The following is a 26,455-nucleotide window of genomic DNA, read 5'->3' as shown; positions in this document are numbered from 1 at the left end:
TCGCGACTGATAGCTTCCAACCCAGAGCGCTCATCCCTGCCCAACCGATCTGACAGATTGCGCGGGCGCCAAAACTGCTACAGCGGTTTTTTTGTTGAGCTGCAGCAGTTCCCTTAGCACGAGTTTACAAACTTGCTTCTTTGTAGGATGACTGAAGAAACTCTGCTATCAGCGATGTGATCTGCTGCTGAATCACCCCACGTGAGCGACCGCCGTCGCCATCCAGGCAAATGATGCCATCGCCTGGTACATCGTCTTCGAGCAGTTTCTGCGCGCCAGGTTTGCACATCGACAAGAAGCTGAAATGGCTTGCGTCGCTGATTTCGACGTAACGGCTTGTCGCCGCGGGCAAGCGTTTGGCCAGGTTGGCAGACTCCAACTCAGCAGGAAGCTCGCGCGACGGTACGCCGGCAGCGATCACCAGGGCTGGTACCGGCAGCGCGGCCAGGCTTTCATCGGTCAGGCCCCGTGAAAGGCCAATGTCCAATGTAACCACAGCAGTGACGCGTTTATCGCGCAAATCGGCGGCCAACGCGGCCTTTGATTTTGAGGTGCTTGCAGGGTTTATCGTTTCGTAGACGGTGCAACTCGCTAACTGCGGGTGAGCTTTGCAGTCAAGGGCGAAGCGGTCTGGATCGAAACGAGCGCCGGCTATCTCCAGGGCGGTCCAGCCGCCGAGTGAATGGCCCACTACTGCAATTCGGTCATTGGCGACCAAGCCGAATTTTTCTGGTTGAGTCGTAACCCTATCAATGACTCGGCGCAAATCAACGGGCCGCTGCCATAACTGCGCCGCTGCTTGAGGGCTACGGTCATGAGTGGTGGTGCCAGGGTGATTGATCGCGGCAACGATATAACCCCTATGAGCCAGGGCACTGGCAAGCCAGATCTGGTTGCTCCAATTCCCCCTGTACCCGTGGGAGAGCACCAACAATGGATGCTTGCCAGCAGCGGGCGGCGCGTTACGAACGGCAGAAGCACCGACAAACGCCACATCATCGCCGATCAATTGCGTGGCGGCGGTAGTTGCACTGGGGTACCAAACGGCCATCTCCAGTGAGCGGTCACTGTTCGAGTCCGTCAGTGTGGAAGATTGGAAGCCGACAGGGTTCTCGTCAGCGAGTGCGAGAGTAGTCAGACAGGTCAACAACAGGACGCCGAAAGCTATTTTCAATGTCGTTTCTTCCTTGATTAGACAAATGCATGGCAACCTGAACCCGCCGCCAGGCGAATCCACCTTCGTACGGAGTCGAAGCTAACGTGGCTGCATAGTGAGCACGGACATTAAAGCCCACGATCGAACCGCCGGGCATAACTTACATCGTTAACTCTGTTCGCGGTCTTTTAGAGAGAAGGCTGAGCGTCCGCTTTCCCGCGTGTCTTGCCCAGTGAAAGGCAGTCACCACCCGCTAAGCATCCTGCAATTTCTCACGCAGAAACTCGATAAACCGTTGGGTTTTCGCCGGTAACAGTCGCGTCTCGGTGAGGGCATAAACCGAGACGGGCGAAGCCTGCCACTGCGGCAAGACTCTGCGCAGCGTGCCATCGGCGAGGTCTACCTGTGGGAGCAGCGCACCGCCGCTCCCACAGGAATGAGTCGCTACATCTCAACCTGCGTACCCAGCTCAATCACACGATTGAGCGGCAAATTGAAGTATTTGAGGTTGCTGTTGGCGTTCTTCAGCAAGAACGCGAACAGGGTCTCGCGCCAACGGGCCATGCCGATACGCTTGGTCGGGACGACCGTCTCGCGGCTGAGGAAATAGGTGGTGCGCATCGGACTGAAATCCAGCTCTTTCAAATGGCACAGACTCAACGCCAGCGGCACATCGGGCTCCTCTATAAAGCCGAAGTGCAGACTGACCCGGAAGAACCCTTCGCCAAAAGACTCGATCTCGAACCGCTGATCCGCAGGCACCCGCGGGCGGTCTTCAGACACCACGGTGAGCAACACCACCTGCTCGTGCAGCACCTGGTTGTGCAACAGGTTGTGCAACAGCGCATGGGGAACTGCATCGGATCTGGCCGTCAGAAATACCGCGGTACCTTGCACACGATGGGGTGGTTGCGCGCGAATGCTGCTGATGAACAACGGCAGCGGCAGAGCGGTTTCGTCCAGTCGCTCGACAATGATCTTGCGGCCGCGCTTCCAGGTGGTCATCAAAATGAACAGGGCAATACCGGCGATTACCGGGAACGCACCACCCTGGAAGATCTTCGATATGTTGGCGGCGAAGTACAGGCTGTCGACCACGAGAAAACCCAACAGCATCGGAATCGCCAGCCAGCGCGGTGTTTTCCACAGCAGCAGGACCACGGCCGAGGACAGGATGGTCGTGATCAACATGGTCCCCGTCACCGCCACGCCATACGCCGCCGCCAGCGCACTGGACGACTCGAAGCCGATGACCAGCAACACGACGCCGACCATCAGCGCCCAGTTCACGAGGCCGATGTAAATCTGCCCCTGCTCCTGACTGGAGGTGTGCTGGATAAACATACGCGGCACGTAACCCAGCTGAATGGCCTGGCGAGTCAGTGAGAACGCCCCGGAAATCACCGCCTGGGAGGCGATGATGGTGGCCAGCGTCGACAACGCGACCATCGGCAGCAGCGCCCAGTCGGGTGCCAATAGATAGAATGGGTTGCGTACCGCTTCCGGGTTTCCGAGGATCAACGCACCCTGGCCAAAGTAATTGAGCACCAGGCCAGGCAGCACCAGCATGAACCAGGCGCGGGCAATCGGTTTGCGACCGAAATGGCCCATGTCGGCATACAGCGCTTCAGCACCGGTCAATGCCAATACCACGGCGCCCAGAATGGCGATGCCAATCCCCGGATGAACCACGAAGAATCGCACCGCCCAAGCAGGATTGAGCGCTTGCAGCACTTCCGGGCGTTGCAGAATGCCGTATGTACCGAGAATGCCCAACACCACGAACCACAGCACCATGACCGGGCCGAACAGGATGCCGATACGCGCCGTGCCATGTTTCTGGATCAGGAAAAGTGCTACCAGAACGATAACGGACAGCGGAACGACCCAATGCCCGATGCCCTCGAACGCAAGTTGTAGACCTTCAACCGCGGAGAGCACCGAAATGGCCGGGGTGATCATGCTGTCCCCGTAAAACAGTGCCGCGCCAAACAGCCCGAGCAACACCAGATTCCGGCTCATTTTCGGATACGGCGCCGAGGCCCGGCGTGCCAGTGCCGTCAAGGCCATGATGCCGCCCTCGCCCTGGTTGTTGGCGCGCAGGATAAACAGCACGTACTTGATCGAGACGACCCAGATCAGCGACCAGAAAATCAACGACAGAATGCCCAGTACACCGTCCTGATTGGCCTGGACGCCATAGTGGCCGGCGAACACTTCCTTGAGGGTGTAAAGCGGGCTGGTACCAATGTCCCCATAAACCACGCCGACCGCGGCGACGAGCAAGCCCACTCCTGATGTTTTGGCGTGGGAGTTTTCATGGGCGGGGATCGCTGTTTCGCTCACGGGTAGCTTCTCTGAGATTGAAGGAAATAAATGGCATGCCACCTTCGAGCAAGAGGGTTTGCGGGGCTACCGGGTAAGCATTGGAACTCAGCCATGAAACCCCACGGCCTGATAATGAGATTAGTCCATGGGTGTCATGCCGTTCGTTCAGGCGACCTGGAGAGTTTTGCAGGCCTGTCGACGATCAAAAAAACGCGGCAAGTATCCTCGCAGGGGAAAACACCTACCGTAAAGAAAGCGTAAAAATGTACGGACAGCAGCGAGCGAATTTCGATCAAGTTTCTTGTGCGCGACCAAAAATTGTCCTTAATTAGAGGCAAGGTTCTTTCCGGGACCTGGCCACATCGCTATATCCTGTATTTCAACCCGAATCACCTGAATCGAGTGCCAAGGCACCACCAGCATGGAGTTTGCGAATGAGCCAAGGGCCTGTCCATGACGACGACACCGCTATTGGAGCTACCTGTACACCCTCAGAAGGTAGCGAGCAAACCTCCCCGTCCCTTCACGACCTCGGGTTGAGCGATGTCCTTGAGGCACTGCCCGAGGCCATCTACACCACTGATGCCAAGGGTCTGATCACCTTTTACAACCGTGCAGCGGTGGCGCTGTGGGGAGTGACCCCGGCGCTTGGGGAGAGCTCCTTTTGCGGCTCCTGGAAGCTCTATTGGCCTGACGGCACGCCGCTGCCCCACGATGAATGCCCCATGTCCATGGCATTGAAGGAACAGCGTCCTGTCAGAGGGCTTGAAGCCATCGCCGAGCGTCCGGATGGCACACGCGTACGCTTTCTGGCGTGCCCATCGCCGATATTCGATGCAGAAGGCGGCCTGATAGGCGCCGTTAACATGCTGATCGATCTGACCGACCAGACCGTTGCCGATGAGGCCGCGCTGATCCATGACGCGCTGGTCGAATCGTCCGCCGACGCGATCATCGCCAAAGACCTGAACGGCACGATTACCAACTGGAACGCTGGCGCCCAGCGACTCTTCGGTTACACGGCCGAGGAAGCGGTCGGCCAACCCATTGACATGCTCATCCCCCTGGATCGGCGGGATGAGGAACCCGGCATTTTGGCGCGCATCCGTCGAGGCGAGCGCATCGAACACTATGAAACCCTCCGGCGGCGCAAAGACGGCAGCCTGGTCGAGATCTCTCTCGCCGTCTCCCCCATCAGAAATCGGCAAGGCCGTATTGTCGGAGCGGCCAAAATCGCTCGCGATATCACCGAGCGACGACAGGCGGAAGAACAAAAGAGCCTGCTCATCAGAGAGATGGATCACCGGGTGAAAAACCTGTTCACCCTGGCAAACAGCGTGGTGTCACTGAGCGCACGTTCGGCAACGACCCCCGGTGAACTCGCCTCCGCCGTTTGCGCACGGCTGAACGCATTGGCGCGAGCCCATACCCTGACCATACCGCACGGTTTGAGTAACGAGCAGCCAACGACATTGCATGCCCTCATACAAACCATTCTCGCGCCTTATGCCGATGGCGGGGATAACAGCCAGCCACGCGCCTTCGTGACCGGCCCTGACATAACGATTGACGGTGCATCAGTCACCAGCTTCGCTCTGCTGTTGCATGAGTTTGCAACCAACGCCGCGAAATATGGGGCGCTCTCTTTGCCTGAAGGGCTTTTGGATATTGCCTGTAGCGAGAGTGAGGAGGTATTCACCGTGGTCTGGAGCGAAAGGAATGGCCCGCTCATTGACCGGGAGCCCGACAGCACCGGGTTCGGCACCCTTCTCGCCAAAGCGACCGTGCATGGCCAGCTTCACGGCGAAATCCGCCGTGACTGGAAGCGCGAGGGGCTGACCATCACCGTAGCGTTTCCCTCCCGTAGCATAAGCGGCCAGTAGAGGGTTGGCTCCAGGTGGTGCGAAGCGATTCGCACCTACTTTGCCGTTCCGCCACCAGGTCTATAGAACAGAAACTTCCGGGTCTCGCCCGTCTTGATGTACTGCTTCGCCCAGTCGGGTTTCACCGTTCTGTCGTGGAAATACAAGGCACCGTGGGTGCGGTCCGTCAGTTGCTTGTTGAGTGCCTTGCGCGCGATCTCCTTGGCGATGGCATATTCGTCGTCTTCCTTTACCTGATCCGCACGCCCGTCGCACCACCAGGAAAACTGGCAGGCATGCTTTTCGGAACCTTGCTTGACCACGGCGCACACCGTATCCGGAAAACCTTCGTGCCCGAGCCGGTTCATGACCACGCTGGCGACGCCTTCCATGTCGGCAGCAGTCACCCCTTTGGCTTCCCAGTAGATACTGCGTGCAAGACACGTAATGGCATCCTCCAGCGGCGCGACTCCCGCCGGATCGACCGCCTGCGCTTCGGAGGGGGTGATGACCTCGGATTTGGGCACCGGAACTTCGCTGCCCTTCTCTGCTGCTTTCTGCTCCAGAACCTGCGCCTTTTCTTCGGCCACTTCCTTTTTTTGCTCCTGGTCGGTCGCCCACACCTGGCTGCACAGAAGGATGCTTGCGAAGCAGGTGGCTACCGCTTTGAATCGCATGTTCCGACCCTTCTGATTGAAACCTTCGTGAGCAACGAAACGATCGCAGACCTGGGTTGATTGTAGTAGCCGCAATTCATACCGACAGGCAGGCAATAAACTGCATTTGGATGCGAAAAGGCATTGCATCCGGAGGGGTGTATTCGCGCATCATGGGAGGGGGGCGTTCTCAATTAGTTTCCCCGCCGCGCCGGGTCTGCTGTTGTGCAGGGCAAGGCGCGAGAAGCGTGGTTTGGTCATTCCAAATAAGCTTCGAGCAACGCAGCCCTGCACAACAGCAGGCCCGGCCCTTCGGGTTGTGCCTTAAAGCGGGCCAGGCTGCGTTGCAGGCCTTGGAAAGGGAACAACCATTCCCAGCGGCCTGCGCCTTGCCTGGCCCGCTTTAAGGCGACAACGCGGCGGGGAAACTAATTGAGAACGCCCCCCTAGTCCGTTCAAGGGAGATTTTCATGCGCAGCCTGTCATCCGTTTTGCATCTTGGCGTGTTGTCATTCGGGTTGGTGTTCAGCGTCATCGCATCGGCGGCCGATGAACAACAGCTGGTAGAGTCGATCAACGTTTACCGCAGCCAGGTACAGCGCTGTGCCGGACAGGCGTCTTCGGAGTTACCACCGCTGGCCAGCGATCCGCGCCTGGTGCTGTCCGCCAACAGCATCGGCGACCTGCAACAGGCACTGGCCCGCGCGGCGTATCCGATGGTTAATGTGCAGGCGATCAGCTTGTCCGGCCCGCGTGATGCGCCCGCCGCGATGAAGGCGATTCAGGAGAGCTTCTGCCGGGTGGTGCTGGACCCGCAATTTGTCGATATCGGTGTCAGCCGGGAGGGCCGCGAGTGGCGCATCGTGCTGGCGCGCCCGCTGTTGACGGGGCGCTTGGGCGATTGGCAGGCGGAGGGACAGAAACTCCTTGAAGCGATGAACAGCGCCCGCACGCAAGCGCGCCAGTGCGGTGCCCAATCCTTCGCCGCCACCACGCCGCTGGCCTGGAACGCCACGCTCGGGTCAGCCGCCGAAACCCACAGCCGGGCCATGGCCAACCAAAACTTTTTCGATCACAAGGACCGCGACGGCCGCACGCCGGGTGATCGGGCTGAACTGGCGGGTTACGCCGGCCAGCAGGTCGGTGAGAACATCGCTGCCGGGCAGGACACGGTGCGCAAGGTAGTCGATGGCTGGCTGGCCAGCCCGGGGCATTGCGCCAACCTGATGAACCCACAATTTCGCGAATTGGGTGCAGCCTATGCGGTGGACCCGAAGAGTGACGCAGGTATTTACTGGACGGCGATGTTTGGCACGCCGTGAAGAATCGCCAGTTGAAAAAGGAATCGCCAGTTGAATAAAGCCCCCTCTTCGACCGTCGAACAGGATCTGTCGAAGCCTGAAGCAATTAGCCTGCGGGAAGCGTTTCTGTTCTGGCTGAAGCTCGGCTTCATCAGCTTCGGCGGGCCGGCCGGACAGATCTCGATCATGCATCAGGAGTTGGTGGAGCGCCGACGCTGGATCTCGGAACGGCGCTTTCTGCACGCCCTCAATTACTGCATGTTGCTGCCCGGGCCGGAGGCTCAGCAACTGGCGACCTACATCGGTTGGCTGATGCACCGCACGTGGGGCGGCCTGATTGCCGGCGGGCTCTTTGTGTTGCCGTCGCTGTTCATCCTGATCGGGCTGTCGTGGGTGTACATCGCCTTTGGCGAAGTGCCGGCGGTGGCCGGACTTTTTTATGGGATCAAGCCGGCCGTGACCGCGATTGTGGTGCAGGCGGCCCACCGGATCGGCTCACGGGCATTGAAGAACAACTGGCTGTGGGGCATCGCCGCGGCATCGTTCACCGCCATCTTCGTGTTCAATGTGCCGTTCCCGTTGATTGTGCTGGGCGCCGCGATCATCGGTTACTTCGGCGGCCGCCTGGCACCTGAACGATTCAGGACCGGAGGTCACAGCGCAGCGAAAAAGTCCTTCGGCCCGGCGTTGATCGATGACGACACCCCGACGCCCGAACACGCCCGTTTCAGCAGTTTCAAATTGCTGCGCCTGTCGTTGGTGGGTGCAGTCTTGTGGGGGCTGCCTATGGGGGTTCTCACCGCCCTGTTCGGCTGGGACGGCACCCTGACCCAGATGGGCTGGTTCTTTACCAAAGCGGCGTTGCTGACATTCGGTGGCGCGTATGCCGTGCTGCCTTATGTGTATCAGGGTGCTGTCGGCCACTATGGCTGGCTGACACCCACGCAAATGATCGATGGCCTGGCGCTCGGCGAAACCACCCCCGGGCCGCTGATCATGGTGGTGGCCTTCGTCGGTTTTGTCGGCGCCTATGTTCATCAGGTGTTCGGCCCGGATCAACTGTTCCTGGCCGGCGCCCTCGCCGCCACATTGGTCACCTGGTTCACCTTCTTGCCGTCGTTCCTGTTCATCCTCGCCGGCGGCCCGTTGGTGGAGTCGACGCACAACGAACTCAGGCTTACCGCCCCCCTGACCGCGATCACCGCGGCGGTGGTTGGCGTGATCCTCAACCTGGCATGCTTCTTCGGCTATCACGTGCTCTGGCCCAAGGGCTTCAGTGGCCAACTCGACTGGCCTTCGGCGCTGATCGCCATTGCAGCGGCCATCGCCTTGTTCCGCTTCAAGCGGGGGGTGATCGAGGTACTGATGGGCTGCGGGTTGATCGGGTTGGCGGTGCATCTGCTGCGCTAGCGCGCCGACAAGACCATCAATGAAGTTTCCGTTGCCGCTGTAGCTCGGTCTTCAACCAGAGGTTGGCCGGTTGTATGCCTGCCGGACAGCGCACTTCATAGGCGCGGCCACTCATGCTGCTTTGGGTGGCCGCCAGCTCAATGAAGTCTTCGGCGCTGTTCACCCTGTCCTGTTCTTCAAGGTACTCCAGCTTCTTCTCCAGATGCGCCCGGGCTTGAGGGCCGCCGTATTCGCTGCCGTTGCGCACAAACCGGCATTCACTGTGCTCGACAAAGTCCAGCAAGCTGTTTATTTCCTGAGTGGCTTGAGGTGGGATTTGTGCCTGTGCATTGAACACCACGACGGTCAGGCCGATACCGGCCGCCATCAGCCATTGAGTGAGGGGTGCAACAATATGCCCAGTCATTCGCATGGTTACTCCTCAGGAGATCAGAGCGGTGATGGCCGCTCTGGAGCTGGGCGCAGACAGGTCAATCGTCGTCTCGGTCGTCATGATCGCGGTGCCGACGGCGATCATCACGACGATCGTAATCCCGGTCATACCCACGATCATCACGGTAATAATAGCCACGGTCATGGTCGCGACGGTATTCACGGTGATCCCGATCGTACCTGTCTCCCTCTTCCCAGTAAGGAAAGCAACCTCCCAGCAGGAGAGTACTTGCAATGGCCAGGGTCATTATCGCGGTGCGCTTCATTTTAACGTCCTAAAAGGTCAGAACTACGGGGATGAGGTGACGCTAGCGGCGAATCGATCGCAGTGCGTTCAAACCCATAATTACGACCCTCAAGCCGATCAATGATTCCGTTATCGCCGGGCCTTAAAGCGTTCTCTGGCTGTTACCGATGGTTTTGGCTTTTTCGATGGCCCACTCCATCGCCGCTTCCATGTCCAGCAGATGCGGCGAGGGGTGTTTGTCCTCAACGATGGCCGAGCCGTCCGGCCAATAGACCCCCATGAACATCTTCAGCGAACCGTCTCTCAAAATCTCGGCTTTAACCTCAATCGTGCATCCGTTCGACAGCGTTTCCGAGTGGGTTATATGGCGCTCAGTCATGACTGCATTCCTCCCGTCGTTGCTATCAGCGTAACCCATGCGGCGCCGAGCGCGATGACGCTCAGACGCTTACCTGCACCACCTCGATCCCCAGTTTTTGATAATCCTCAAGATTGCCCGAGGCCACGTGACGCTCGGTAATCAGCGTATGCACACGGGCGCAAGGCGCAACCACGAAGGGCTCCACCGCCCCCAGCTTGTCCGCGGTGGTCACGGCAATCACGTGGGAGGCGCTGGCGAGCATCGCCTGCTTCACCGGCACTTCATCGAAATGCAGCGAGCTGAGGCCGACTTCCGGATGAATGGCACAGACCCCGGTGAACACCAGATCGGCCTTGATGCCCTCGATCAGCCGCAAGGTTTCATGGCCGCTGGAGGACATAGTCGCGGGATTGAGCTGACCACCGGCGACGATCACCGTGATGCCTTTGTATTCGGCCAAGGTGATCGCAATCATCGGCGACGCGGTGACGGCCGTGATGACAATGTCAGTGGGCAGCGAGCGTGCGATCTGCAGCGTGGTGCTCCCGGAATCGAACATCACGATCTGGCCGTCCTTGACCCGGCGCGCGGCGAGCTGCGCCAACCGGGTTTTCACCTCGTCGGTTTCGCTGACCCGAGTGAAGTAATCCTTGCCCGTGTCCTTGGGACGCGGCAACGCCCCGCCGTGCACCCGCTGCACCAGCCCGGCACTGGCCAGCTCCGACAGGTCCCGGCGAATGGTGTCCTCGGACACGGCGAAATGCTGACTCAGCTCGGAAGCCATGACCTTGCCGTCACGTTCGAGGATCAGCAGGATTTTTTGGCGGCGCAGTTGGGGGAGTTCGGCGGAGGAATGCTCAGCGTGCATGGTTATGCCTGTTTTTGCGTGTTTGTGCGAGATTAGCCAAACACCTCAATGAACACAAGGCGCTCCCACAAGGGATTGTGTTTGATTGATACCCATCACAAGGCACTCACGATGAACTCACGCAACCATTGATGCCCAGGGTCGCGGTGACAGCGCTCGGGCCAGAGCATCGACATCTCGTATCCCGGAACTTCAAGGGGAGGCTCGATCATCGCCAAGGCATGCGTATCGCGAACCAGGCGCGCTGGCAGCATCGCGACCATATCGGTGCTCTCCACCACCGACGGGACAAACAGAAAATGGGGGAGCGAAAGCACCACCCGGCGCGCCATGCCCAGCAGGGAAAGCGCCTGGTCGGTGACACCCTGAAAGCCCCCGCCATCCCGGGATACGATGACGTGGTCGAGTTCACAGAACTGCGCGAGTGTCGGTCGCTTTTTCAACAACGGATGGCCAGTACGCCCCACCAACACATAGCGTTCGGTAAACAATGCACGACGTCGCAAGCCTGGGGGAGCATCCTCGGTGGTATGAAACGCCAGGTCGATTGCCCCTTGCTCCGCTTGTTTGGCCAGCTGTGAAGGCATCAGGTCAAACACCGCCAGACGCGTACCGGGTGCAGCCGAACGCAGCCCGGCCAACGCGGGCAAGATGATGGTCGACTCGCCGTAGTCCGACGCCATGACATTCCACGTCTGCCGTGCCTCGGCCGGGTTGAAAGGACTGGCGGGCGACACCGCGCGCTCCAGGGCTTCCAGTGCCTGGCGCAACGGCTCGCGCAACTCATCGGCCCGGGCCGTGGGCCGCATGCCCCGAGGCCCTGGCAGCAATAGTGGATCGTTGAAAATATCCCTCAGTTTGGCGAGATGAACGCTCACCGAAGGTTGCGACAGATTCAGGCGTTGCGCCGCACGGGTCACGTTGTGTTCCGAGAGCAGGACATCAAGCGTCAGCAGCAGGTTGATGTCCAGACGTCGCAGATTATTCATGACAATACCTGGCATATTGGTTATTCATTTCCAATATACCGGGTAAGACCTGATTCTGCTGGCTTCTGACAACGGAGACTCAGCCATGAATGTTCTGCTCGTTTACGCCCACCCCGAACCCAAATCATTAAACGGTTCGCTCAAGGACTTTACCGTCAAACGCCTGGAAGCTGCCGGCCACCAGGTACAGGTTTCCGATTTGTATGCGATGGACTGGAAAGCCTCGCTGGACGCCGATGACAGTTTCGGCCGGCCTGCCGACGCACGGTTCGATCCGTCGCAAGACTCCAAGCGTGCCTTCAAAGAAGGCCGGCAACGACAGGACATCGTCCTCGAACAGGAAAAACTGCTCTGGGCCGATACCGTCATTCTGCAGTTTCCGCTGTGGTGGTTCTCGATGCCGGCGATCCTCAAAGGCTGGGTGGAACGCGTCTATGCCTATGGTTTTGCCTACGGCGTAGGGGAGCATTCCGATGCGCGCTGGGGCGACCGTTACGGGGAAGGCACGCTGGCGGGCAAACGGGCGATGTTGATCGTCACCACGGGTGGCTGGGAATCTCATTACAGCCCACGGGGCATCAATGGGCCGATCGACGATGTGCTATTCCCGATCCAGCATGGCGTACTGTTCTACCCCGGCTTCGACGTGCTGCCACCGTTCGTGATCTATCGGACCAGCCGAATGGATGAGGCGAGATTTTCAGCAACTTGTGAGGCGCTCGGCCAACGGCTGGATGACCTCTGGGAAACCGCGCCGATTGCTTTCCGGGCGCAAAATTCAGGGGCGTATGACATTCCGCAACTCACGTTGCGTGATGAGATTGCTGCGGATCAGTCGGGCTTTGCGGCTCACGTCAGATAGGCGACACACTCGTTGTAGCAGCTGTCGAGCTAGCGAGGCTGCGTTCGGCTGCGCAGCAGTCGTGAATCCGGCCGACGCGGTCTGCCTGACACACCGCGAGTTCTGGTTTGACGACTGCTTCGCAGCCGAACGCAGCCTCGCAGGCTCGACAGCTGCTACGGCGGATACGAAAAAGCCCGCACAACGCGGGCTTTGGAATTCGATGTAGGTGGCCAGTGCTGGTCTCTGGCTTACGAGATTTATCGGGCCTCTCACAGAACAGGATTTTTAGCTTTGGGCTGTTCTGCCTCACACGGCATAAGGGCTGGATCTCAGCGCGGAGATCTTTCTAACCGTGTACCCTTGGGAGCGCGCCCCACGCCTCCTCGCTATCCCTTTGCGCATCAGTCTGCGTCTTCACCTACAACCTCAGAATAGCAAACCATGCGAAGCCTGGGTCGGGGTTTTTAGACTGATTATTTTCAAGGGGAATGATGGGTAAATGGAAAAATACTAACGCCGCGAGACGGGCTTCCGTGCTACCTCCAACACGCCCGCGATCTTTGCAGGCGCTACATCGGTAATTTGTATTCAAATGCCAGTTTTATAATATTTTACCGTTCCAGGGGTGATCCCTAGTCTTGACCCAAGAAATGGCAGGCCACAACCGACCTGATTCCAACTTCGATGGGTATAGAGATGACCACTGAAAAAACAAAAATAGATACGCTGATTGTGGGCGCCGGTCAGGCTGGCGTGGCCATGAGTGAACACCTGAGCAAACTCGGCGTGCCTCACCTCGTACTGGAACGGAGCCGCATCGCCGAACGCTGGCGCAGCGGTCGTTGGGATTCGCTGGTGGCCAACGGCCCGGCCTGGCACGATCGGTTTCCGGGCCTTGAGTTCGACGATCTCAGCCCCGACGGCTTTGCCCCGAAAGAACGGGTGGCGGATTATTTCGAAGCCTACGCGAAGAAGTTCAACGCCCCCATCCGCACCGGCGTGGACGTGAAGAAAGTCGAGCGCAATGTCGGCCGTCCAGGCTTCACCATTGAAACCTCCGAAGGCGTGATCGAGGCCAACCGCGTAGTGGCCGCCACCGGACCTTTCCAGCGTCCGGTTATTCCGCCGATCGCACCGAAAGATCAGCCATTCACCCAGATCCACTCCGCCGAATACCGCAACCCGCAGCAACTGCCAGAGGGCGCCGTGCTGGTGGTGGGCGCCGGCTCGTCCGGGGTGCAGATCGCCGATGAATTACAGAGTGCCGGCAAGCAGGTTTACCTCTCGGTGGGTGCGCACGATCGCCCTCCTCGCGCCTATCGCAACCGTGATTTCTGCTGGTGGCTGGGCGTGCTCGGCGAGTGGGATCAGGCCGCGATGAAACCCGGCCGGGAACACGTGACCATCGCGGTGAGCGGCGCGCATGGTGGCCGTACGGTGGACTTCCGTGGGCTAGCCCATCGCGGAATGACGCTGGTGGGTCTGACCCAATCGTTCAATGGCAGCGTGGCGACGTTCCAGCCCAACCTTGCCGACAACCTGGCACGCGGCGATGAGAACTATCTGGCGCTGCTCAATGCCGCCGACGCCTACGTCGAGCGCAATGGCCTGGACCTGCCGGAAGAACCTGAGGCGCGGCATACCTTCCCGGATCCGGATTGCGTCACCAACCCGATTCTTGAACTCGACCTGGCCAAGGCTGGCGTGACGTCGATCATCTGGGCCACCGGGTTTGCCACGGATTACAGCTGGCTGAAGGTCAACGCGTTCGACGACAACGGCAAGCCGCAGCATCAGCGCGGAGTGTCGAGCGAGCCTGGGGTGTATTTCCTCGGCCTGCCGTGGCAGTCCCGTCGCGGCTCTTCGTTCATCTGGGGTGTTTGGCACGACGCCAAGTACGTGGCTGATCAGATCGCCATTCAGCGCTCATACCACGACTACCGCGATGCCCTGCAACGCGAAGCTGAAACCGCCCCCGTCGCGCATAAAACCACCGTCAGCGCTTAACGAATAGTTCTTCAGGAGCCTCAGATGTCCACGCCAACCCATACCCGTATTCGCATGTTCAACACCAAGGAAACCTACCCGAACCAGAGCCTGGACAATGACCTGTGCCAGGCCGTGCGGGCCGGCAACACCGTTTATGTTCGCGGCCAGGTCGGCACCGATTTCGAAGGCAACCTGGTGGGCCTCGGCGACCCGCGTGCGCAAACCGAGCAAGCCATGCGCAACGTCAAACAGTTGCTGGAAGAAGCTGGCAGCGACCTCAGCCACATCGTCAAAACCACCACTTACCTGATCGACCCGCGTTACCGCGAGCCGGTTTATCGGGAAGTGGGCAAGTGGCTCAAAGGGGTGTTTCCGATTTCCACCGGGTTGGTGGTGTCGGCACTGGGGCAGCCGCAGTGGCTGATGGAGATTGATGTGATTGCGGTGATTCCTGAGTAAGCAGGTAGACCGAGTCGCGGCTTTCGCGAGCAAGCTTCGCTCCTACAGTAGATCGCTGTTTCATGAACGACCCTGATCATCTGTAGGAGCGAAGCTTGCTCGCGAAGACGCCCGCACAGACAACAACTTTGCCAAGGCCAACCAAGGAGCAAAACCATGACCTTCTCCATCGCCGCCCGTTGCCCCGAAACCGGTCAGTTCGGCATTGCAATCAGTTCCTCAAGCATCGCCGTCGGCGCCCGCTGCCCCTGGCTATTGCCCGGTGTCGGCGCGGTCTCCACACAAAATATCACCCTGCCATCCCTCGGCCCGGAAACCCTCGCCCTCATGGAACAAGGCCTCGCACCTGCCGAGGCGCTGGACAAGGCATTGACCCGCAACGGCTACAGCCAATACCGACAAATCACGGCGATTGACCACCTCGGTCGCACCGCGCATTTCAGCGGCTCAGAAACCCTGGGCAACCACAACGCCGTGTCGGGCGAGCAATGCGTGGCCGCCGGCAACATGCTCGCGGACCGAGCCGTGATCGAGGCCATGGTCGAGGCGTACGAACATGGCGAGGGCCAACTGACCGATCGCTTGCTCACCGCGATGAAAGCGGCGGTGGTCGCAGGCGGTGAAGCCGGGCCGGTGCATTCGGCTGCCGTTGTAGTGGTTGGCGAACTGACCTGGCCGATTATCAACCTGCGGGTCGATTGGGCTGATGAAGATCCGATAGGCAAATTGCAGCAGTTGTGGGACGCCTATCGCCCACAGGTCAAGGACTACATCGACCGCGCCCTCGCCCCCGACAAATCCCCTGGCTACGGTGTCGCCGGAGACGACCGATGAGCAGCAGCCGCGATTTGCTTGAAGCCTTGGTGGCGTTCGACACCACCAGCCGCGAATCAAATCTGCAGCTGATCGAGTTCGTCCGCGACTACCTCGCCCGATTCGAGGTGCCTTGCGAACTGATCTACAACGACGAGCGCAGCAAGGCCAATCTGTTCGCCACCATTGGCCCGGCGGATCAGCCGGGCATCGTGTTGTCGGGGCACACCGATGTGGTGCCCGTCGACGGCCAGCCGTGGACCGTCGCGCCATTCCAGCTCACCGAACGCGACGGCAACCTGTACGGTCGCGGCACCGCGGACATGAAAGGCTACATCGCCTGCGTACTCGCCCTGGTGCCGTCACTGGTGAAGGCCTCGCTGCGACTGCCGGTGCACATCGCGCTGTCCTACGATGAGGAAGTCGGCTGTCTCGGCGTTCGTTCGCTTTTGAAAGCCCTCGAACAGCGCCCGGTCAAACCGATGCTCTGCATCATTGGCGAACCCACCGAACTCAAACCGGTGCTCGGCCACAAGGGCAAGCTGGCGATGCGCTGCGACATTCATGGCGAAGCCTGCCATTCAGCGTACGCGCCACTCGGGGTCAATGCGATTGAATACGCTGCCGAACTGATCGGCGAACTGGGGCGGATTGGCCACAGGCTCAAGGCACCGGAGCATCACGACGCCCGTTTCGATCCGCCGTTCAGCACCGTGCAAACCGGCGTCATCTCCGGCGGAAAAGCCTTGAACATCGTCCCCGCCGATTGCCGCTTCGACTTTGAAATTCGCGCCCTGCCCTCACACGACCCTGGCCTCGTTGCGCAGGAATTGCAGACCTACGCCGAGCAACAAGTTCTACCGCGCATGCGCGCCGTGAGTGATCAGAGTGAAATCCGCTTCAGTGAGTTGTCGGCCTATCCCGGTTTGGCAACCGATGCGCACAGCCAAGCCGCTGAGCTGATCGCCGCGTTTTCCGGCTCGCGGGAATTCGGTACGGTGGCGTTCGGCACCGAGGGCGGTCTGTTTGACGCGGCCGGTATTGCGACGGTGGTCTGCGGTCCGGGCAGCATGGATCAGGGGCATAAGCCGGACGAGTTTGTCAGCCTTGAACAACTGAACGGCTGCGACCAAATGCTGCAACGGATGCTGCTATCAATCAGCCGCTGATCATTGGCCCGACGCTCAGGTGTACAGTCGGGCCAGTTCTTCCTGGCAGTAATCCACGAACAGCTGTACCGGCTTGGTCAACTGCACCCTTCTCAACCAGGCCGCCGACAAACCCGAACCGGTCACGGTCTCGGCCAGCGGTATGCACACGACTTTCTGCCCGTCATAGGTGTATTCGGAAAACGGTTTGGTGACCAGAATCGAAAAGCCAAAACCGCGCCCGACCATCCCCCGCACCATCTCGATCGAAGGCGAGCTGAACACGATGTGTGGCGTCAGCCCACGCTCTTCAAAGATGCTCACGAAGTAGGTCCGGCTCGGCACCACATCCAGCAGAATCATCGGCTCCAGCACCAGGTCATTCAGCGACACTTTCGCCTGTTGCGCGAAGCGGTGATCCGCCGGCAGCAAGGCGTAGGGCTGCTGCGGCGGCATCAGCGGCACTGTCTCAATCGTGCTGTCCAGATCGTGTTCGAACAGCATCGCCAGGTCGATGCTGCCGGCGGTCAGTGCCTGCACCAGTTCCTGCTGCTCGCCATCGCGAATGCGGATCTCCACACCTGGCCAACGCTCTTTGAAACCAGCGATCAAACGCGGCAGGTACAGCGGCGCCACCGTTTCAAAACAGCCAATATCGATCTGCCCCGCCACCACGTCGTTGTCCGCCAGCGCGTTCTGCTCAAACTCATGCGCGACCCGCAGCAGCTCCAGCGCCTTGCGATAAAACCGCGACCCGCTCGGCGTCAGCGAAACACCCTGGGCGTGATGCCGGATAAACAGCTGCACGCCAAAACTTTCTTCAAGGTGCTTGATCGCCGTCGACACCGACGGCTGCGCGATATAAAGCTTGCGCGAAGCCTCCGCCACGCTGCCGCAATCGGCGGTGGTGACGAAATATCGAAGCTGTCGCAGGTTGTAAGCGGCCATGGGGACCTCCAGACACAACACATCAAAATCAAAAAACTTCCGCGGAACACAATCACTGTAAGAGCTGGCGAAGCCTGCGGGATCAGTCGACGCACAACTCTGTGGCGAGGGGGCTTGCCCCCGTTGGGTCGCGAAGCGGCCCCAAAACCTGCAACCATGGTGTATCAGGTACACCGCATGCAGCGGTTTTACGACTGCTTCGCAGCCGAGCGGGGGCAAGCCCCCTCGCCACAGGTAACAAAACCAGGCATTACGGAGTATCCAAGGACGCTCAGGATCAAGGCTGAACATACCCGACACACCCAAACCCCGGGCATATATTTTTTAAGGCCTGAAGCAACAAACTTACTAATTTATCTATCCCGATGCATTGCACATCATCGCTCCAACAAGAAAAGCGTCGCTCGCGCGGCGCTCACCGAAGTACGTCCACGTACTCATCCTTGCCTTGGAGTTCACCATGTCCACCGCAACAACACCCTCCGCTCCGCTCATCGAAAAACACACGATTGGATACGTCCCCCCGGAAGATCGCCACGGAAAGGTAAGAGACCTGTTCACCCTCTGGTTCGGCGGCAACATCGCGCCGCTGCCCATCGTCACCGGCGCCCTCGGCGTGCAATTGTTCCAGCTGAACCTGGTGTGGGGCATCGTCGCCATTCTGGTCGGCCACCTGGTCGGCGGCGTGCTGATGGCCCTGCACTCGGCGCAAGGCCCGCAAATGGGCATTCCACAAATGATCCAGAGCCGCGCCCAGTTCGGCTCCCTCGGCGCCCTGCTGGTGGTGCTGATCGCCGGCATCATGTACATCGGTTTCTTCGCCTCCAACATCGTCCTCGCCGGCAAGTCCCTGCACGGCGTGGTCGACAGCGTGCCGGTGCCAGTGGGCATCGTCATCGGCGCGCTCGGGTCGGGCATCATCGGCATCATCGGCTATCGCTTCATCCACGTGCTCAACCGCATCGGCACCTGGGTGCTGGGCATCGGCATCGTGCTGGGCTTCGGCTACATCCTCACCCACATACAGACCGCCGACTTCCTCACCCGCGGCAACTTCAACATCTCCGGTTGGCTGGCCACCGTATCGTTGGCCGCGCTCTGGCAAATCGCCTTCGCCCCCTACGTGTCCGACTACTCGCGCTACCTGCCGGAAGACGTGCCCGTCGCCGCCACGTTCTGGACCACTTACCTGGGCTCGGCACTCGGCTCCAGCCTGTCGTTCATCTTCGGCGCCGTCGCAGTCCTCGCCACGCCCGTCGGCATGGACACCATGGACGCGGTCAAACTCGCCACCGGCTCCATCGGCCCATTGATGCTCGTGCTGTTCCTGCTCAGCGTCATCAGCCACAACGCCCTCAACCTCTACGGCGCCGTGCTGTCGCTGATCACCCTGGTACAAACCTTCGCCTACCGCTGGATCCCCACCGCCAAGAGCCGCGCCGTCCTCTCGGTCATCGTCCTTGCCGCCTGCTGCTTCGCCGCCGTCGGCGCCTCCGCCGACTTCATCGGCCACTTCGTCGACATGGTGTTGGTGTTGCTCGTGGTGCTGGTGCCCTGGACCGCGATCAACCTGATCGACTTCTATGCCATTCATAAAGGTCAGTACGACATTGATTCGATCTTCCAGGTCGATGGCGGAATCTATGGCCGATACAACCCGCAGGCGTTGTTGGCGTATGCGATAGGGATTGCGGTGCAGATTCCGTTTATGAATACGCCGTTGTACGTCGGGCCGATCTCGGCGCACATCAATGGGGCGGATTTGTCCTGGGTGGTGGGGTTGTTGGTGACTTCGCCGTTGTACTGGTGGTTGGCGAATCGTGACACGGCTTACAGACGTCGGCTGTCTACCGGAAAACTGGCCAGCAGTCTGTAACCCTGTGGGATGAGGTTTGCCCGCGATGAGGCCTTCAAAAGCACCATCGCCGGCAAGCCGTTCTTGCTGTGGAACATCCGCAACGCGTTGCCAACACCCGCTACGAACGCAACACCCCCATCGCCCGCCGATACTTCTCCACGCGCTCCAGATCGTCCCAGGACGGCTGGGCAATGCGCGACAAGTCGCTGTTCTCTTCCAGATCCGCCAGCTTCACCACCCGCCCGATCGGGTTCTGTGCCGCGCGCTCGACGAACGCCTCGTAGGACTCACCCGGCACCTTGGTTACCGACGCAATCGCCGTCAGCACCACTTCGCTGAAGCCTTCCTTGCGCAGATCGTCGAGGTTGACGCCGCAGTCCTCGACCACGTCATGCAATACCGCGACGATGCGCTCTTCCAGCGTGTTCACCCGCAGCATCACTTTCAGCGGATGCAGGATGTAAGGCGCCCCGCCCTTGTCCACCTGCCCTTCATGCGCCGCGGCGGCGATGGCAATGGCGCGTTCCAGTGACTGACTCATGGGGTTCTCCTTGGGTTAAATGCCGTGACGTCGCGGTCAGGATTTTGAAGTCTGTAAAATATGTAGGAATTTGCCCTTTGTGGCGAGGGAGCTTGCTCCCGCTGGGCTGCGAAGCAACCCCGAACACTGATAGCCCGTTTCCTAAGACACACCGCAACGCCCGGTTTTACTGCGTTTTCGCCATGGAGTGGAGAAAAGCCACTTTGCGAAATGACCATCCGAGCGTCCTACACCCCGATTGCGGCTATCAAAATCACTGCCTAGAGTGGGTCTGTCGCTGACATCAGTTGGCGATAGGGTTTCGCAGCCCTTAAGATTGACACTTTGTTCCGTCAGGCACGGCCGACTCCCGGCTGCGTATCGTTTTATGGCGGTTGTGCGTGGGAGACCTTCGGGTCTGCCGGGTCCTGGTGTTAATCCTCCGGTCTGCGAACCCGCGCATAGCTGCCACCCATTTTGTTTCGCAGCAGAACGGTGGCAATTCTACTTTTATTAGGATTAACACCATGACGACTCAAAACCCGCTCCGCCACTACTCCCCAATGTCCCATTTCGCCACCGACCACCCCGTCCTCCTCATCGACGCCGACGCCCCACTGCGTGAACTCCACAGTTGCCTCAGCGAACGGCTCAACGCTGTTCTCAAATACCTGAACCTGATGGCCTGTACCAGCCTCCCCGACTACGCCGAGAACGACATCAACACCGTCACCAACATCGCGCGGATCATGGTTCAGGATGTGAGTGATGTGTTTCGGGTGATTGAGCAGCGTGGGTTTGATACGCCCAAGGGTCAGTGACTTAATTTCAGTCGTAGAAAAACCGCATTACTGCGGTTTTTCTGCTTCCTGCTCCGACTCTGACAACAACAATCAGTAAACCTGCACCCGCCACAACTCCCGCGACGAAGAACCCGCCGACATCGGCAGCCGCCCATGCAGCGTCCGATAGTTGTCGATCAGCACCAGATCACCCTCACTCCATTGATGAGCAATCAAACACTCCGGGTCATAAACCAGTGCATTGACCTGTTCCAGCAACGCCTGTTGAGCCTGCTCGTCATGGTCCTGAACCGACTGGCTCAAGGTCTGCAATGTCGAGTCGGTGCCCTCTTGGTAGCGCAGGATGAGCTCGCCGCTGCGGGGGTGGTGGTCCACCAGGCTGTACATGCGCGGCGAGCCGCCGAAGTAGGTCATTTTGGTGTAGTAGGTGATGTTCACGCCCTGCCATTGTCGGGCGACTTGCTGCCCGACTTTGCGCAGTACGTTGCGGCTGTCGACGATGGTGGTCTGGCCCTCGCCCGGCTGCGGCGCGGTCTTGCAGTACAGCATGAATTTGCTGGCGCAGAATTTCGGGTTGCGTTGAACTTGTGCGTCGCTGTCGGGCAGCATGTTCAGGTCCCAGTGCAACGGTGTTTTCTCCAGCGAGTGCACCACACCTTGGGGTTTATCCGCAGGCTTGACCACGTGGACGGCACCGAAGGCCCATTCGTAGAGCGTGCCGAAGCGTTCGCAGCTGCGAGCAAAGCTATCCTGGTCGTCGAAACGGCAGCCTTTGAGGCAGACGAAACCGAAGGTTTCCACCAGAGCTTCCAGCAGGCCGGTGGACAGTCGTTCGAAACCCAGCCCCAACGTGTCTCGCACCACCAGGCCAAACAGCGGAAGTTTTTGCAGTTCGTACTCGAAGCCTTGGGCCTGCGGGTTTTCTGTTTGATGGTAGAGCCATGGCCGCCCCTCATAGGTGACCAGCACATGGTGGTCCAGGTCGACCTGAGCACGGGTGCGAAGGGTTTGGCTGCCGTCGAGGTTGCACACCGGCACGGCGTGCCAGGGGCTGTACACACGCTTGAGTCCTTCGGCCAGGCCGAAAGTGAATTTGGGGCCGGCATTGCTGTATTGATGGACCGACAAGCGAATGTCATCGCCGAAGAAACGGTCCACTGCCGCGTTCAATGCCTGCCCGCGATACATCATTTGGTAGGCTTTGAAATTGATTTGTTGCAGGTACTCGTCCTCGCTCTGCCCTTCTTCGCGGCACAGACGCAGGTCGTTGTAGAGGTGACTGCAGAGGTTGTCATGCGCCCGGCTGAGGGATTCATCGTCGCGGCTCTGCTCGATCAGGTCGCCAAGGTTTTTCCACGGTAGACGGGCCTGCTTGATCAGGCTGGCGCGAACCGACTCGGCACTTTGGGCCTGGGGAAACAGGTCTTCCATGCTGACCCACTCAATCGTGTGGGTGGTGCACAGTTCACGCAACGCCCGGTTGTAGGCGGCGCGAACGTCGTCGGCCACGCCGACGATGTCATTGAAGGTCGTGCCGTCGCTGAGGATCGACACCACGCAGCCCGGTGCGTGCAACGCGGCGATGGCTTGGCCGAGTTGGTCGAGGCGCTCGATGGCCATGACCTCGCCGTAGTCCGGCAGCACGCCGAACGTCTGGTCGCTGGCGTTTGGCGACTTGCAGGGAAAGCCTGGCAAAACCAGACGCACCGGCAGGCCCTGATCGAAGCAGTGCCCCAATCGAAGCGCCAGGTGTGCCCTGCCTTGTGTGTCGAAACAATCATCCGTGCCTTTGAGCAGATAACCGGCCAGCAAATCGCTGACGGCAGCGATCCAGGCGTCTCTATGTTCCATAGAACAACTTCCTTGAGGGTGTGTGTATCAATAGGATTTGACGGTGTCGCCATGCTCGGTGAACGCATGCGCAGCCCCGCAGGCTTGCCGCAAAATGCGCAGCAATTCGGCCGGGTGTTCACAGCACAAGTTCGGGGCCTGGGCCTGCAAGTCTGGTGTCAGGCCATAGCCCCAAGTGACTGCCGCCGAATACATGCCTGCAGCACGGGCCGTTTGCAGATCGATCTCCGTGTCACCGACGAACAAGCAGCGTTGCGGATCAACCGACAACCGCCGGGCGGCTTCCCATGCCACCTCCGGTTGCGGTTTGAGCGACCTGCCTGCGCGATGCCCCAGAATTGGCCCGAAAGCATTCTGCGGCAGCAACGTTGTGGAAACCTGCAACGCCATTTCCTCGGCCTTGTTGGTCACGATAGCCAGCGGTAGCTGTAACTGTCGGCAGCCTTCGAGCAATTCCAAGACACCGCTGAATGGACGGGAAAATTGAACCAGGTTGTGCTGATAGAGCGCCACATAGCGCTGGTGCAAGGCGACCGCATCGACTATGCCAAACTGCGCGGCGACCCGCTCGCTCATCGCCGTGGTGCCGCCGCCGATGTATCCGCGCACTGTTTCCGAGGTCAGCGCCGGGCAACCGTGTTCGAGCAGCACTTGGTTCAAGCACCAGGTGATATCGGGCAAGGTATCGACCAGAGTCCCGTCCAAATCGAAGAGTACGGCTTCGACCCGTAACCGAGACGTCATCATTGAGCACTGGCGTAGTGACAAGGACGCCCCTTGCGGAACACCAGGCGGTGATAGCGCTCATCGACATTGCTGCGTTTTTCGAGCGTGACCACACCCCGTCGCTTGATGGCCACCGAATGCCAGGGCGTACGCCACAGGTCACTGGTTGGCACCAACCGGATACCGATCTTCGTCGAGACCGCCAGCTGCGGGTGAATCGACAGACGCAGGCAATGCGGGTAACGCGCCTGCAACAGCGCACCCCAGGCTTCACTGCGCTGGATCACCCGCTGAGAGGCCGGTTTGGCGACCTTCTTCACTGCGTTGAGGCTCATGCCAGCGAATACTTTCAGTCCCGAGTAATCCTCGGAAAGAAAGCGATGGATGCCGCAGTACATCAACATCATGTGCGGATCATCCTTGAAGCGCTGCTGCAACAAGATCAATGACTGACCGTGCTCGATCATCATCTCCTCACGCATGGCGTCCAGACAATCCAGCTGAGGGTAGGCATCCCGGAGGTCGAAATGGGCGAACGTGCCGGGATAGTGCTGTTCGGCGTAGTCCTGAATAGCGTCGGTGTAGGCCTTGACGTCGGAATCGGGAACATGCACCAAGTCAGAGAACACATAGCCATCGGAGCAGATATGAATCAGCGCCCCCGGTGCGTAGATCTCCTGGATCTCTGTGCACAGGCGGTTTAACTCATCGATAGCATGATGTTCAGCAAGATCGGGCAGATGACTCAGGGTTTTCTTGCGGCTGGGCGATTTGCCGGGAAAGGCTGGCAAGACCATTTCAATCTTGCGACCGCTCTCGACCGCCTGCATGACCTTGGTCAGATGGGGTTCCAGCACCTGCGACGACAGTTCGTGATCCTGCCCCGGGGCGAGGCTACGACGGCGAAACAGGCATTCGAGGATTTGCTCGGCAATGTTCATGTGTGGGGTGTTCTGATGCTCGTGCACCAGCTGACCGCACACCTGTTGAGCAACGGTGTTTGAACCTTGCATAGACAATCCTTTGTGTTGTGAACAACGGCCATCTTTTGGCCATCAGCAGATATCCCTTACCTGCGGGCGGCTAAATTCCTACAAGTTGTGAGGGCTGTCAATCGTGGCAATCCGGAATATTACGGCACCAAAATCACCGAAAAACCCTCACACAGGCTCATGCAACGTCCAGGCTGGCAAGGCCATACTGCGGCCACACAAGAAGGAAACGGGGACAGAACACGATTAAATTGAAGGAGCATTATCCAGCCCTCGATAAATCTGGTCTGTCCCCGTTTTCACCCCGAGTTAGAAATCCCTCCTCCTGAGACGAAGGGATCTGTCCTTTCCTTATCTCGAGTCATCTCCCCTAGCTTACTTTTAAATACCAAAGAATCTAAGCCAACTCCGTGCCTTTGTTTCTTGCGAATGCAAATGTGTGCTCGGGCCGTTGGGACGCAGTAAATCGCCTGGATAATGCGGATGTCCCAAGCATTGGCTGTCATCCAATCCAAAAACCTCAACAGCAGCTACAGCTTCAATGCACCAACGTCCAAGGGAAATCAGGGACAGACCACGTTTAATCGAAAGAGCACTGCCCTGCTCCCAAAAAACGTGGTCTGTCCCCGTTTATTCCCCGTTTATAAACGGGGACAGACCACGTTTTCCACTATAGCCACCTCCAACCTACTCCTAAGAAATTTTAGATCTAGAGTCTCTGTACCATATAAATCGTAAACACTAGTCATTTTGGAATCACCATGCTTGGTGCGCGACTCATCGCCGCCTCGGATGTTTTGTAGATCATATAGTTTACTTCACGACCACTTTGAGAACTCATAGGAACAAAAAAGGAGCCAGAACAAAAAAGGGGACGCCCACTAGCCGATCTCGACTCAAGGCTAATGGGTGCCCCCTTTTTTACAACCTCTGCAAACTAATCAATAAAAAATTCCGCCTTCAACTCCCCTACAACTTCACGCATAACGACAAGCGGACAAGCACTACCTTGAGAATAGATGCTACATAAAGCCATATCTTCTGGATAACCAAAATCCGCATAAACCTCCTGAAGTCTATCAATCTTGCGCTCATCACTATCGCCTGACAAATCAATACACAGTAAAAAAGCCAAACGCCACTTATCCATATCAGCGACATCATCTGATATTTTTATTTGTTTTGAGACAACCCCAAGCAACTCATCATCACTGGAAATCAGGGACAGACCACGTTTAATCGAAAGAGCACTGCCCTGCTCCCAAAAAACGTGGTCTGTCCCCGTTTATTCCCCGGGACAGATCTATTTTCTGGGGCGCGCACCACAACCAAATAAATAAATCCGCCCACTTTCTTGTCGCAATATTTATTGAAGATGGGACATAACAAACAATTAGATCCGCCCTCTCTTGCTTTATTAAGCTTTGACTAGAACAAACTCCAAAAACACATCGCTATCTGCGATCGATTCAATAAACAATTTAGCTGCTTCTCTGGATGCTGTCGGAAATTCTCTCCCGGCTACAGCAACCAGAGTGGAAAAGTCAGCAATACAGTCCATATCAGGAACTCTTTTGCCTCCTGCTATTTTAAAGCCTTCAATTCCGAGCACTGCGGCGTCATTTTGCTCGCAAAACCCCAACAGTTTAATCGCATCATCCAAGCTAAATAGAGGCGTGCCCCCCCAGAGCAGGGTCGGCTCCAGCTTAATACCCATCAGTCCGAAATCTTTCATTAAATCAATCCCAAGAGTATAAACGGGTATATAAACGGGTATAAACGGGGACAGACCACGTTTTCCATCTAAAAAATCTAGTGCTTTTTCGGTCTGCCCGGGCATCCCCGCCGAGCTCGTCGCCCAATTATAGCTTCAATTTCGGCTGCAAATCGCGAA

26 protein-coding genes and 1 pseudogene are annotated in these 26,455 nt (G+C 58.6%); 10 read left to right on the top strand and 17 right to left on the bottom strand.

Annotated features, from left to right (window positions below; all coding sequences use genetic code 11):
- Positions 1-124 precede the first annotated feature (124 nt).
- From JUI81_RS30570 to JUI81_RS30565, 3 genes and pseudogenes are all read right to left on the bottom strand, one after another.
- Positions 125-1,174, bottom strand: a complete 1,050-nt coding sequence (locus JUI81_RS30570; protein ID WP_204125602.1) for an alpha/beta fold hydrolase — start codon at positions 1,172-1,174, stop codon at positions 125-127.
- 235 nt (positions 1,175-1,409) lie between these two features.
- Positions 1,410-1,580 (bottom strand): annotated as a pseudogene (locus JUI81_RS31940) (LysR family transcriptional regulator); the annotation flags it as partial.
- Positions 1,581-1,600: 20 nt separating this feature from the next.
- A complete protein-coding gene (locus tag JUI81_RS30565) occupies positions 1,601-3,502 on the bottom strand; it encodes a potassium transporter Kup (RefSeq protein ID WP_204125601.1) in 1,902 nt (633 codons plus the stop codon).
- 518 nt (positions 3,503-4,020) lie between these two features.
- Between JUI81_RS30565 and JUI81_RS30560 the strand changes: the two genes are divergently transcribed.
- Positions 4,021-5,367 (top strand): PAS domain S-box protein, encoded by a 1,347-nt coding sequence (locus JUI81_RS30560; RefSeq protein ID WP_204125600.1) that lies wholly within the window; start codon positions 4,021-4,023, stop codon positions 5,365-5,367.
- Between the two features lie 35 nt (positions 5,368-5,402).
- Here the strand turns inward: JUI81_RS30560 and JUI81_RS30555 are convergent, their stop codons facing one another.
- Entirely contained in the window at positions 5,403-6,023 is a 621-nt protein-coding gene (locus JUI81_RS30555; protein ID WP_204125599.1) for a cell wall hydrolase, read from the bottom strand.
- Between the two features lie 449 nt (positions 6,024-6,472).
- On the opposite strand from JUI81_RS30555, the gene JUI81_RS30550 reads away from it, so the two are divergent.
- Together JUI81_RS30550 and chrA are read left to right on the top strand one after the other, a co-directional pair.
- On the top strand, positions 6,473-7,324 hold the full coding sequence (locus JUI81_RS30550; RefSeq protein WP_028940197.1) for a CAP domain-containing protein: 852 nt from the start codon (positions 6,473-6,475) through the stop codon (positions 7,322-7,324).
- Between the two features lie 30 nt (positions 7,325-7,354).
- On the top strand, positions 7,355-8,713 hold the full coding sequence (gene chrA / locus JUI81_RS30545) for a chromate efflux transporter (RefSeq protein WP_096480019.1): 1,359 nt from the start codon (positions 7,355-7,357) through the stop codon (positions 8,711-8,713).
- 16 nt (positions 8,714-8,729) lie between these two features.
- Here chrA and JUI81_RS30540 read toward each other — a convergent pair whose 3' ends face one another.
- From JUI81_RS30540 to JUI81_RS30520, 5 genes are all read right to left on the bottom strand, one after another.
- The gene (locus tag JUI81_RS30540) at positions 8,730-9,125 is read right to left on the bottom strand and encodes a DUF5329 domain-containing protein (protein WP_050438307.1); all 396 of its coding nucleotides are present in this window, start codon (positions 9,123-9,125) and stop codon (positions 8,730-8,732) included.
- 58 nt (positions 9,126-9,183) lie between these two features.
- On the bottom strand, positions 9,184-9,411 hold the full coding sequence (locus tag JUI81_RS32340; RefSeq protein WP_007942076.1) for a hypothetical protein: 228 nt from the start codon (positions 9,409-9,411) through the stop codon (positions 9,184-9,186).
- 123 nt (positions 9,412-9,534) lie between these two features.
- Positions 9,535-9,771, bottom strand: coding sequence for a hypothetical protein (locus JUI81_RS30530; protein ID WP_007942075.1), 237 nt, complete (start codon positions 9,769-9,771; stop codon positions 9,535-9,537).
- 61 nt (positions 9,772-9,832) lie between these two features.
- Positions 9,833-10,621, bottom strand: coding sequence for a DeoR/GlpR family DNA-binding transcription regulator (locus tag JUI81_RS30525; protein ID WP_018930239.1), 789 nt, complete (start codon positions 10,619-10,621; stop codon positions 9,833-9,835).
- Positions 10,622-10,716: 95 nt separating this feature from the next.
- Entirely contained in the window at positions 10,717-11,610 is an 894-nt protein-coding gene (locus JUI81_RS30520) for a LysR family transcriptional regulator (RefSeq protein ID WP_239077744.1), read from the bottom strand.
- An 85-nt stretch (positions 11,611-11,695) separates the two neighbouring features.
- On the opposite strand from JUI81_RS30520, the gene JUI81_RS30515 reads away from it, so the two are divergent.
- The 5 genes from JUI81_RS30515 (at position 11,696) to argE (ending at position 16,884) form a co-directional block, all read left to right on the top strand.
- The gene (locus tag JUI81_RS30515) at positions 11,696-12,472 is read left to right on the top strand and encodes an NAD(P)H-dependent oxidoreductase (protein ID WP_204125597.1); all 777 of its coding nucleotides are present in this window, start codon (positions 11,696-11,698) and stop codon (positions 12,470-12,472) included.
- 678 nt (positions 12,473-13,150) lie between these two features.
- Complete coding sequence (locus JUI81_RS30510; protein ID WP_204125596.1) at positions 13,151-14,461, top strand: NAD(P)/FAD-dependent oxidoreductase; 1,311 nt, start codon at positions 13,151-13,153, stop codon at positions 14,459-14,461.
- Between the two features lie 24 nt (positions 14,462-14,485).
- Positions 14,486-14,902 carry a RidA family protein gene (locus JUI81_RS30505; protein WP_018930235.1) on the top strand — a complete coding sequence of 139 codons (417 nt, stop codon included), beginning with the start codon at positions 14,486-14,488 and terminating at the stop codon, positions 14,900-14,902.
- Positions 14,903-15,058: 156 nt separating this feature from the next.
- The gene (locus tag JUI81_RS30500) at positions 15,059-15,736 is read left to right on the top strand and encodes a DUF1028 domain-containing protein (RefSeq protein ID WP_019579502.1); all 678 of its coding nucleotides are present in this window, start codon (positions 15,059-15,061) and stop codon (positions 15,734-15,736) included.
- Complete coding sequence (argE, locus tag JUI81_RS30495) at positions 15,733-16,884, top strand: acetylornithine deacetylase (RefSeq protein WP_204125595.1); 1,152 nt, start codon at positions 15,733-15,735, stop codon at positions 16,882-16,884. The genes JUI81_RS30500 and argE overlap by 4 nt, the downstream gene beginning before the upstream one ends.
- Before the next feature lie 15 nt (positions 16,885-16,899).
- Here argE and JUI81_RS30490 read toward each other — a convergent pair whose 3' ends face one another.
- The gene (locus JUI81_RS30490) at positions 16,900-17,811 is read right to left on the bottom strand and encodes a LysR family transcriptional regulator (protein ID WP_105345738.1); all 912 of its coding nucleotides are present in this window, start codon (positions 17,809-17,811) and stop codon (positions 16,900-16,902) included.
- A 460-nt stretch (positions 17,812-18,271) separates the two neighbouring features.
- Here JUI81_RS30490 and JUI81_RS30485 point away from each other — a divergent pair, with 460 nt between their 5' ends.
- Positions 18,272-19,687: a cytosine permease gene (locus tag JUI81_RS30485; protein WP_204125594.1), complete on the top strand. Its 1,416-nt coding sequence runs from the start codon at positions 18,272-18,274 to the stop codon at positions 19,685-19,687.
- A gap of 100 nt (positions 19,688-19,787) precedes the next feature.
- Here the strand turns inward: JUI81_RS30485 and JUI81_RS30480 are convergent, their stop codons facing one another.
- Positions 19,788-20,210 (bottom strand): HD domain-containing protein, encoded by a 423-nt coding sequence (locus JUI81_RS30480; RefSeq protein WP_204125593.1) that lies wholly within the window; start codon positions 20,208-20,210, stop codon positions 19,788-19,790.
- Positions 20,211-20,716: 506 nt separating this feature from the next.
- Here JUI81_RS30480 and JUI81_RS30475 point away from each other — a divergent pair.
- Positions 20,717-21,010, top strand: coding sequence for a fructose-bisphosphate aldolase (locus tag JUI81_RS30475; RefSeq protein WP_096480016.1), 294 nt, complete (start codon positions 20,717-20,719; stop codon positions 21,008-21,010).
- Positions 21,011-21,082: 72 nt separating this feature from the next.
- Here the strand turns inward: JUI81_RS30475 and JUI81_RS30470 are convergent, their stop codons facing one another.
- The 6 genes from JUI81_RS30470 to JUI81_RS30445 all read right to left on the bottom strand — a co-directional run bounded on the left by JUI81_RS30470 (position 21,083) and on the right by JUI81_RS30445 (position 26,401).
- Complete coding sequence (locus tag JUI81_RS30470; protein WP_096480015.1) at positions 21,083-22,843, bottom strand: L-tyrosine/L-tryptophan isonitrile synthase family protein; 1,761 nt, start codon at positions 22,841-22,843, stop codon at positions 21,083-21,085.
- A 27-nt stretch (positions 22,844-22,870) separates the two neighbouring features.
- The gene (locus tag JUI81_RS30465) at positions 22,871-23,587 is read right to left on the bottom strand and encodes an HAD family hydrolase (protein WP_096480014.1); all 717 of its coding nucleotides are present in this window, start codon (positions 23,585-23,587) and stop codon (positions 22,871-22,873) included.
- Positions 23,587-24,582, bottom strand: coding sequence for an isocyanide synthase family protein (locus tag JUI81_RS30460; RefSeq protein WP_096480013.1), 996 nt, complete (start codon positions 24,580-24,582; stop codon positions 23,587-23,589). The genes JUI81_RS30465 and JUI81_RS30460 overlap by 1 nt, the downstream gene beginning before the upstream one ends.
- A gap of 360 nt (positions 24,583-24,942) precedes the next feature.
- Complete coding sequence (locus JUI81_RS30455; protein ID WP_374707282.1) at positions 24,943-25,104, bottom strand: hypothetical protein; 162 nt, start codon at positions 25,102-25,104, stop codon at positions 24,943-24,945.
- Between the two features lie 394 nt (positions 25,105-25,498).
- Complete coding sequence (locus tag JUI81_RS30450; protein WP_275406307.1) at positions 25,499-25,762, bottom strand: DUF2247 family protein; 264 nt, start codon at positions 25,760-25,762, stop codon at positions 25,499-25,501.
- A 216-nt stretch (positions 25,763-25,978) separates the two neighbouring features.
- Complete coding sequence (locus tag JUI81_RS30445; RefSeq protein WP_172901179.1) at positions 25,979-26,401, bottom strand: hypothetical protein; 423 nt, start codon at positions 26,399-26,401, stop codon at positions 25,979-25,981.
- Positions 26,402-26,455: the final 54 nt, after the last annotated feature.

It is taken from the genome of Pseudomonas sp. 008 (genome assembly GCF_016861935.1).
In the GTDB taxonomy this organism is placed as follows: domain Bacteria; phylum Pseudomonadota; class Gammaproteobacteria; order Pseudomonadales; family Pseudomonadaceae; genus Aquipseudomonas.
Note: the sequence above shows the minus strand (reverse complement) of the source record. Positions and strands in the feature narration are given on the sequence as shown.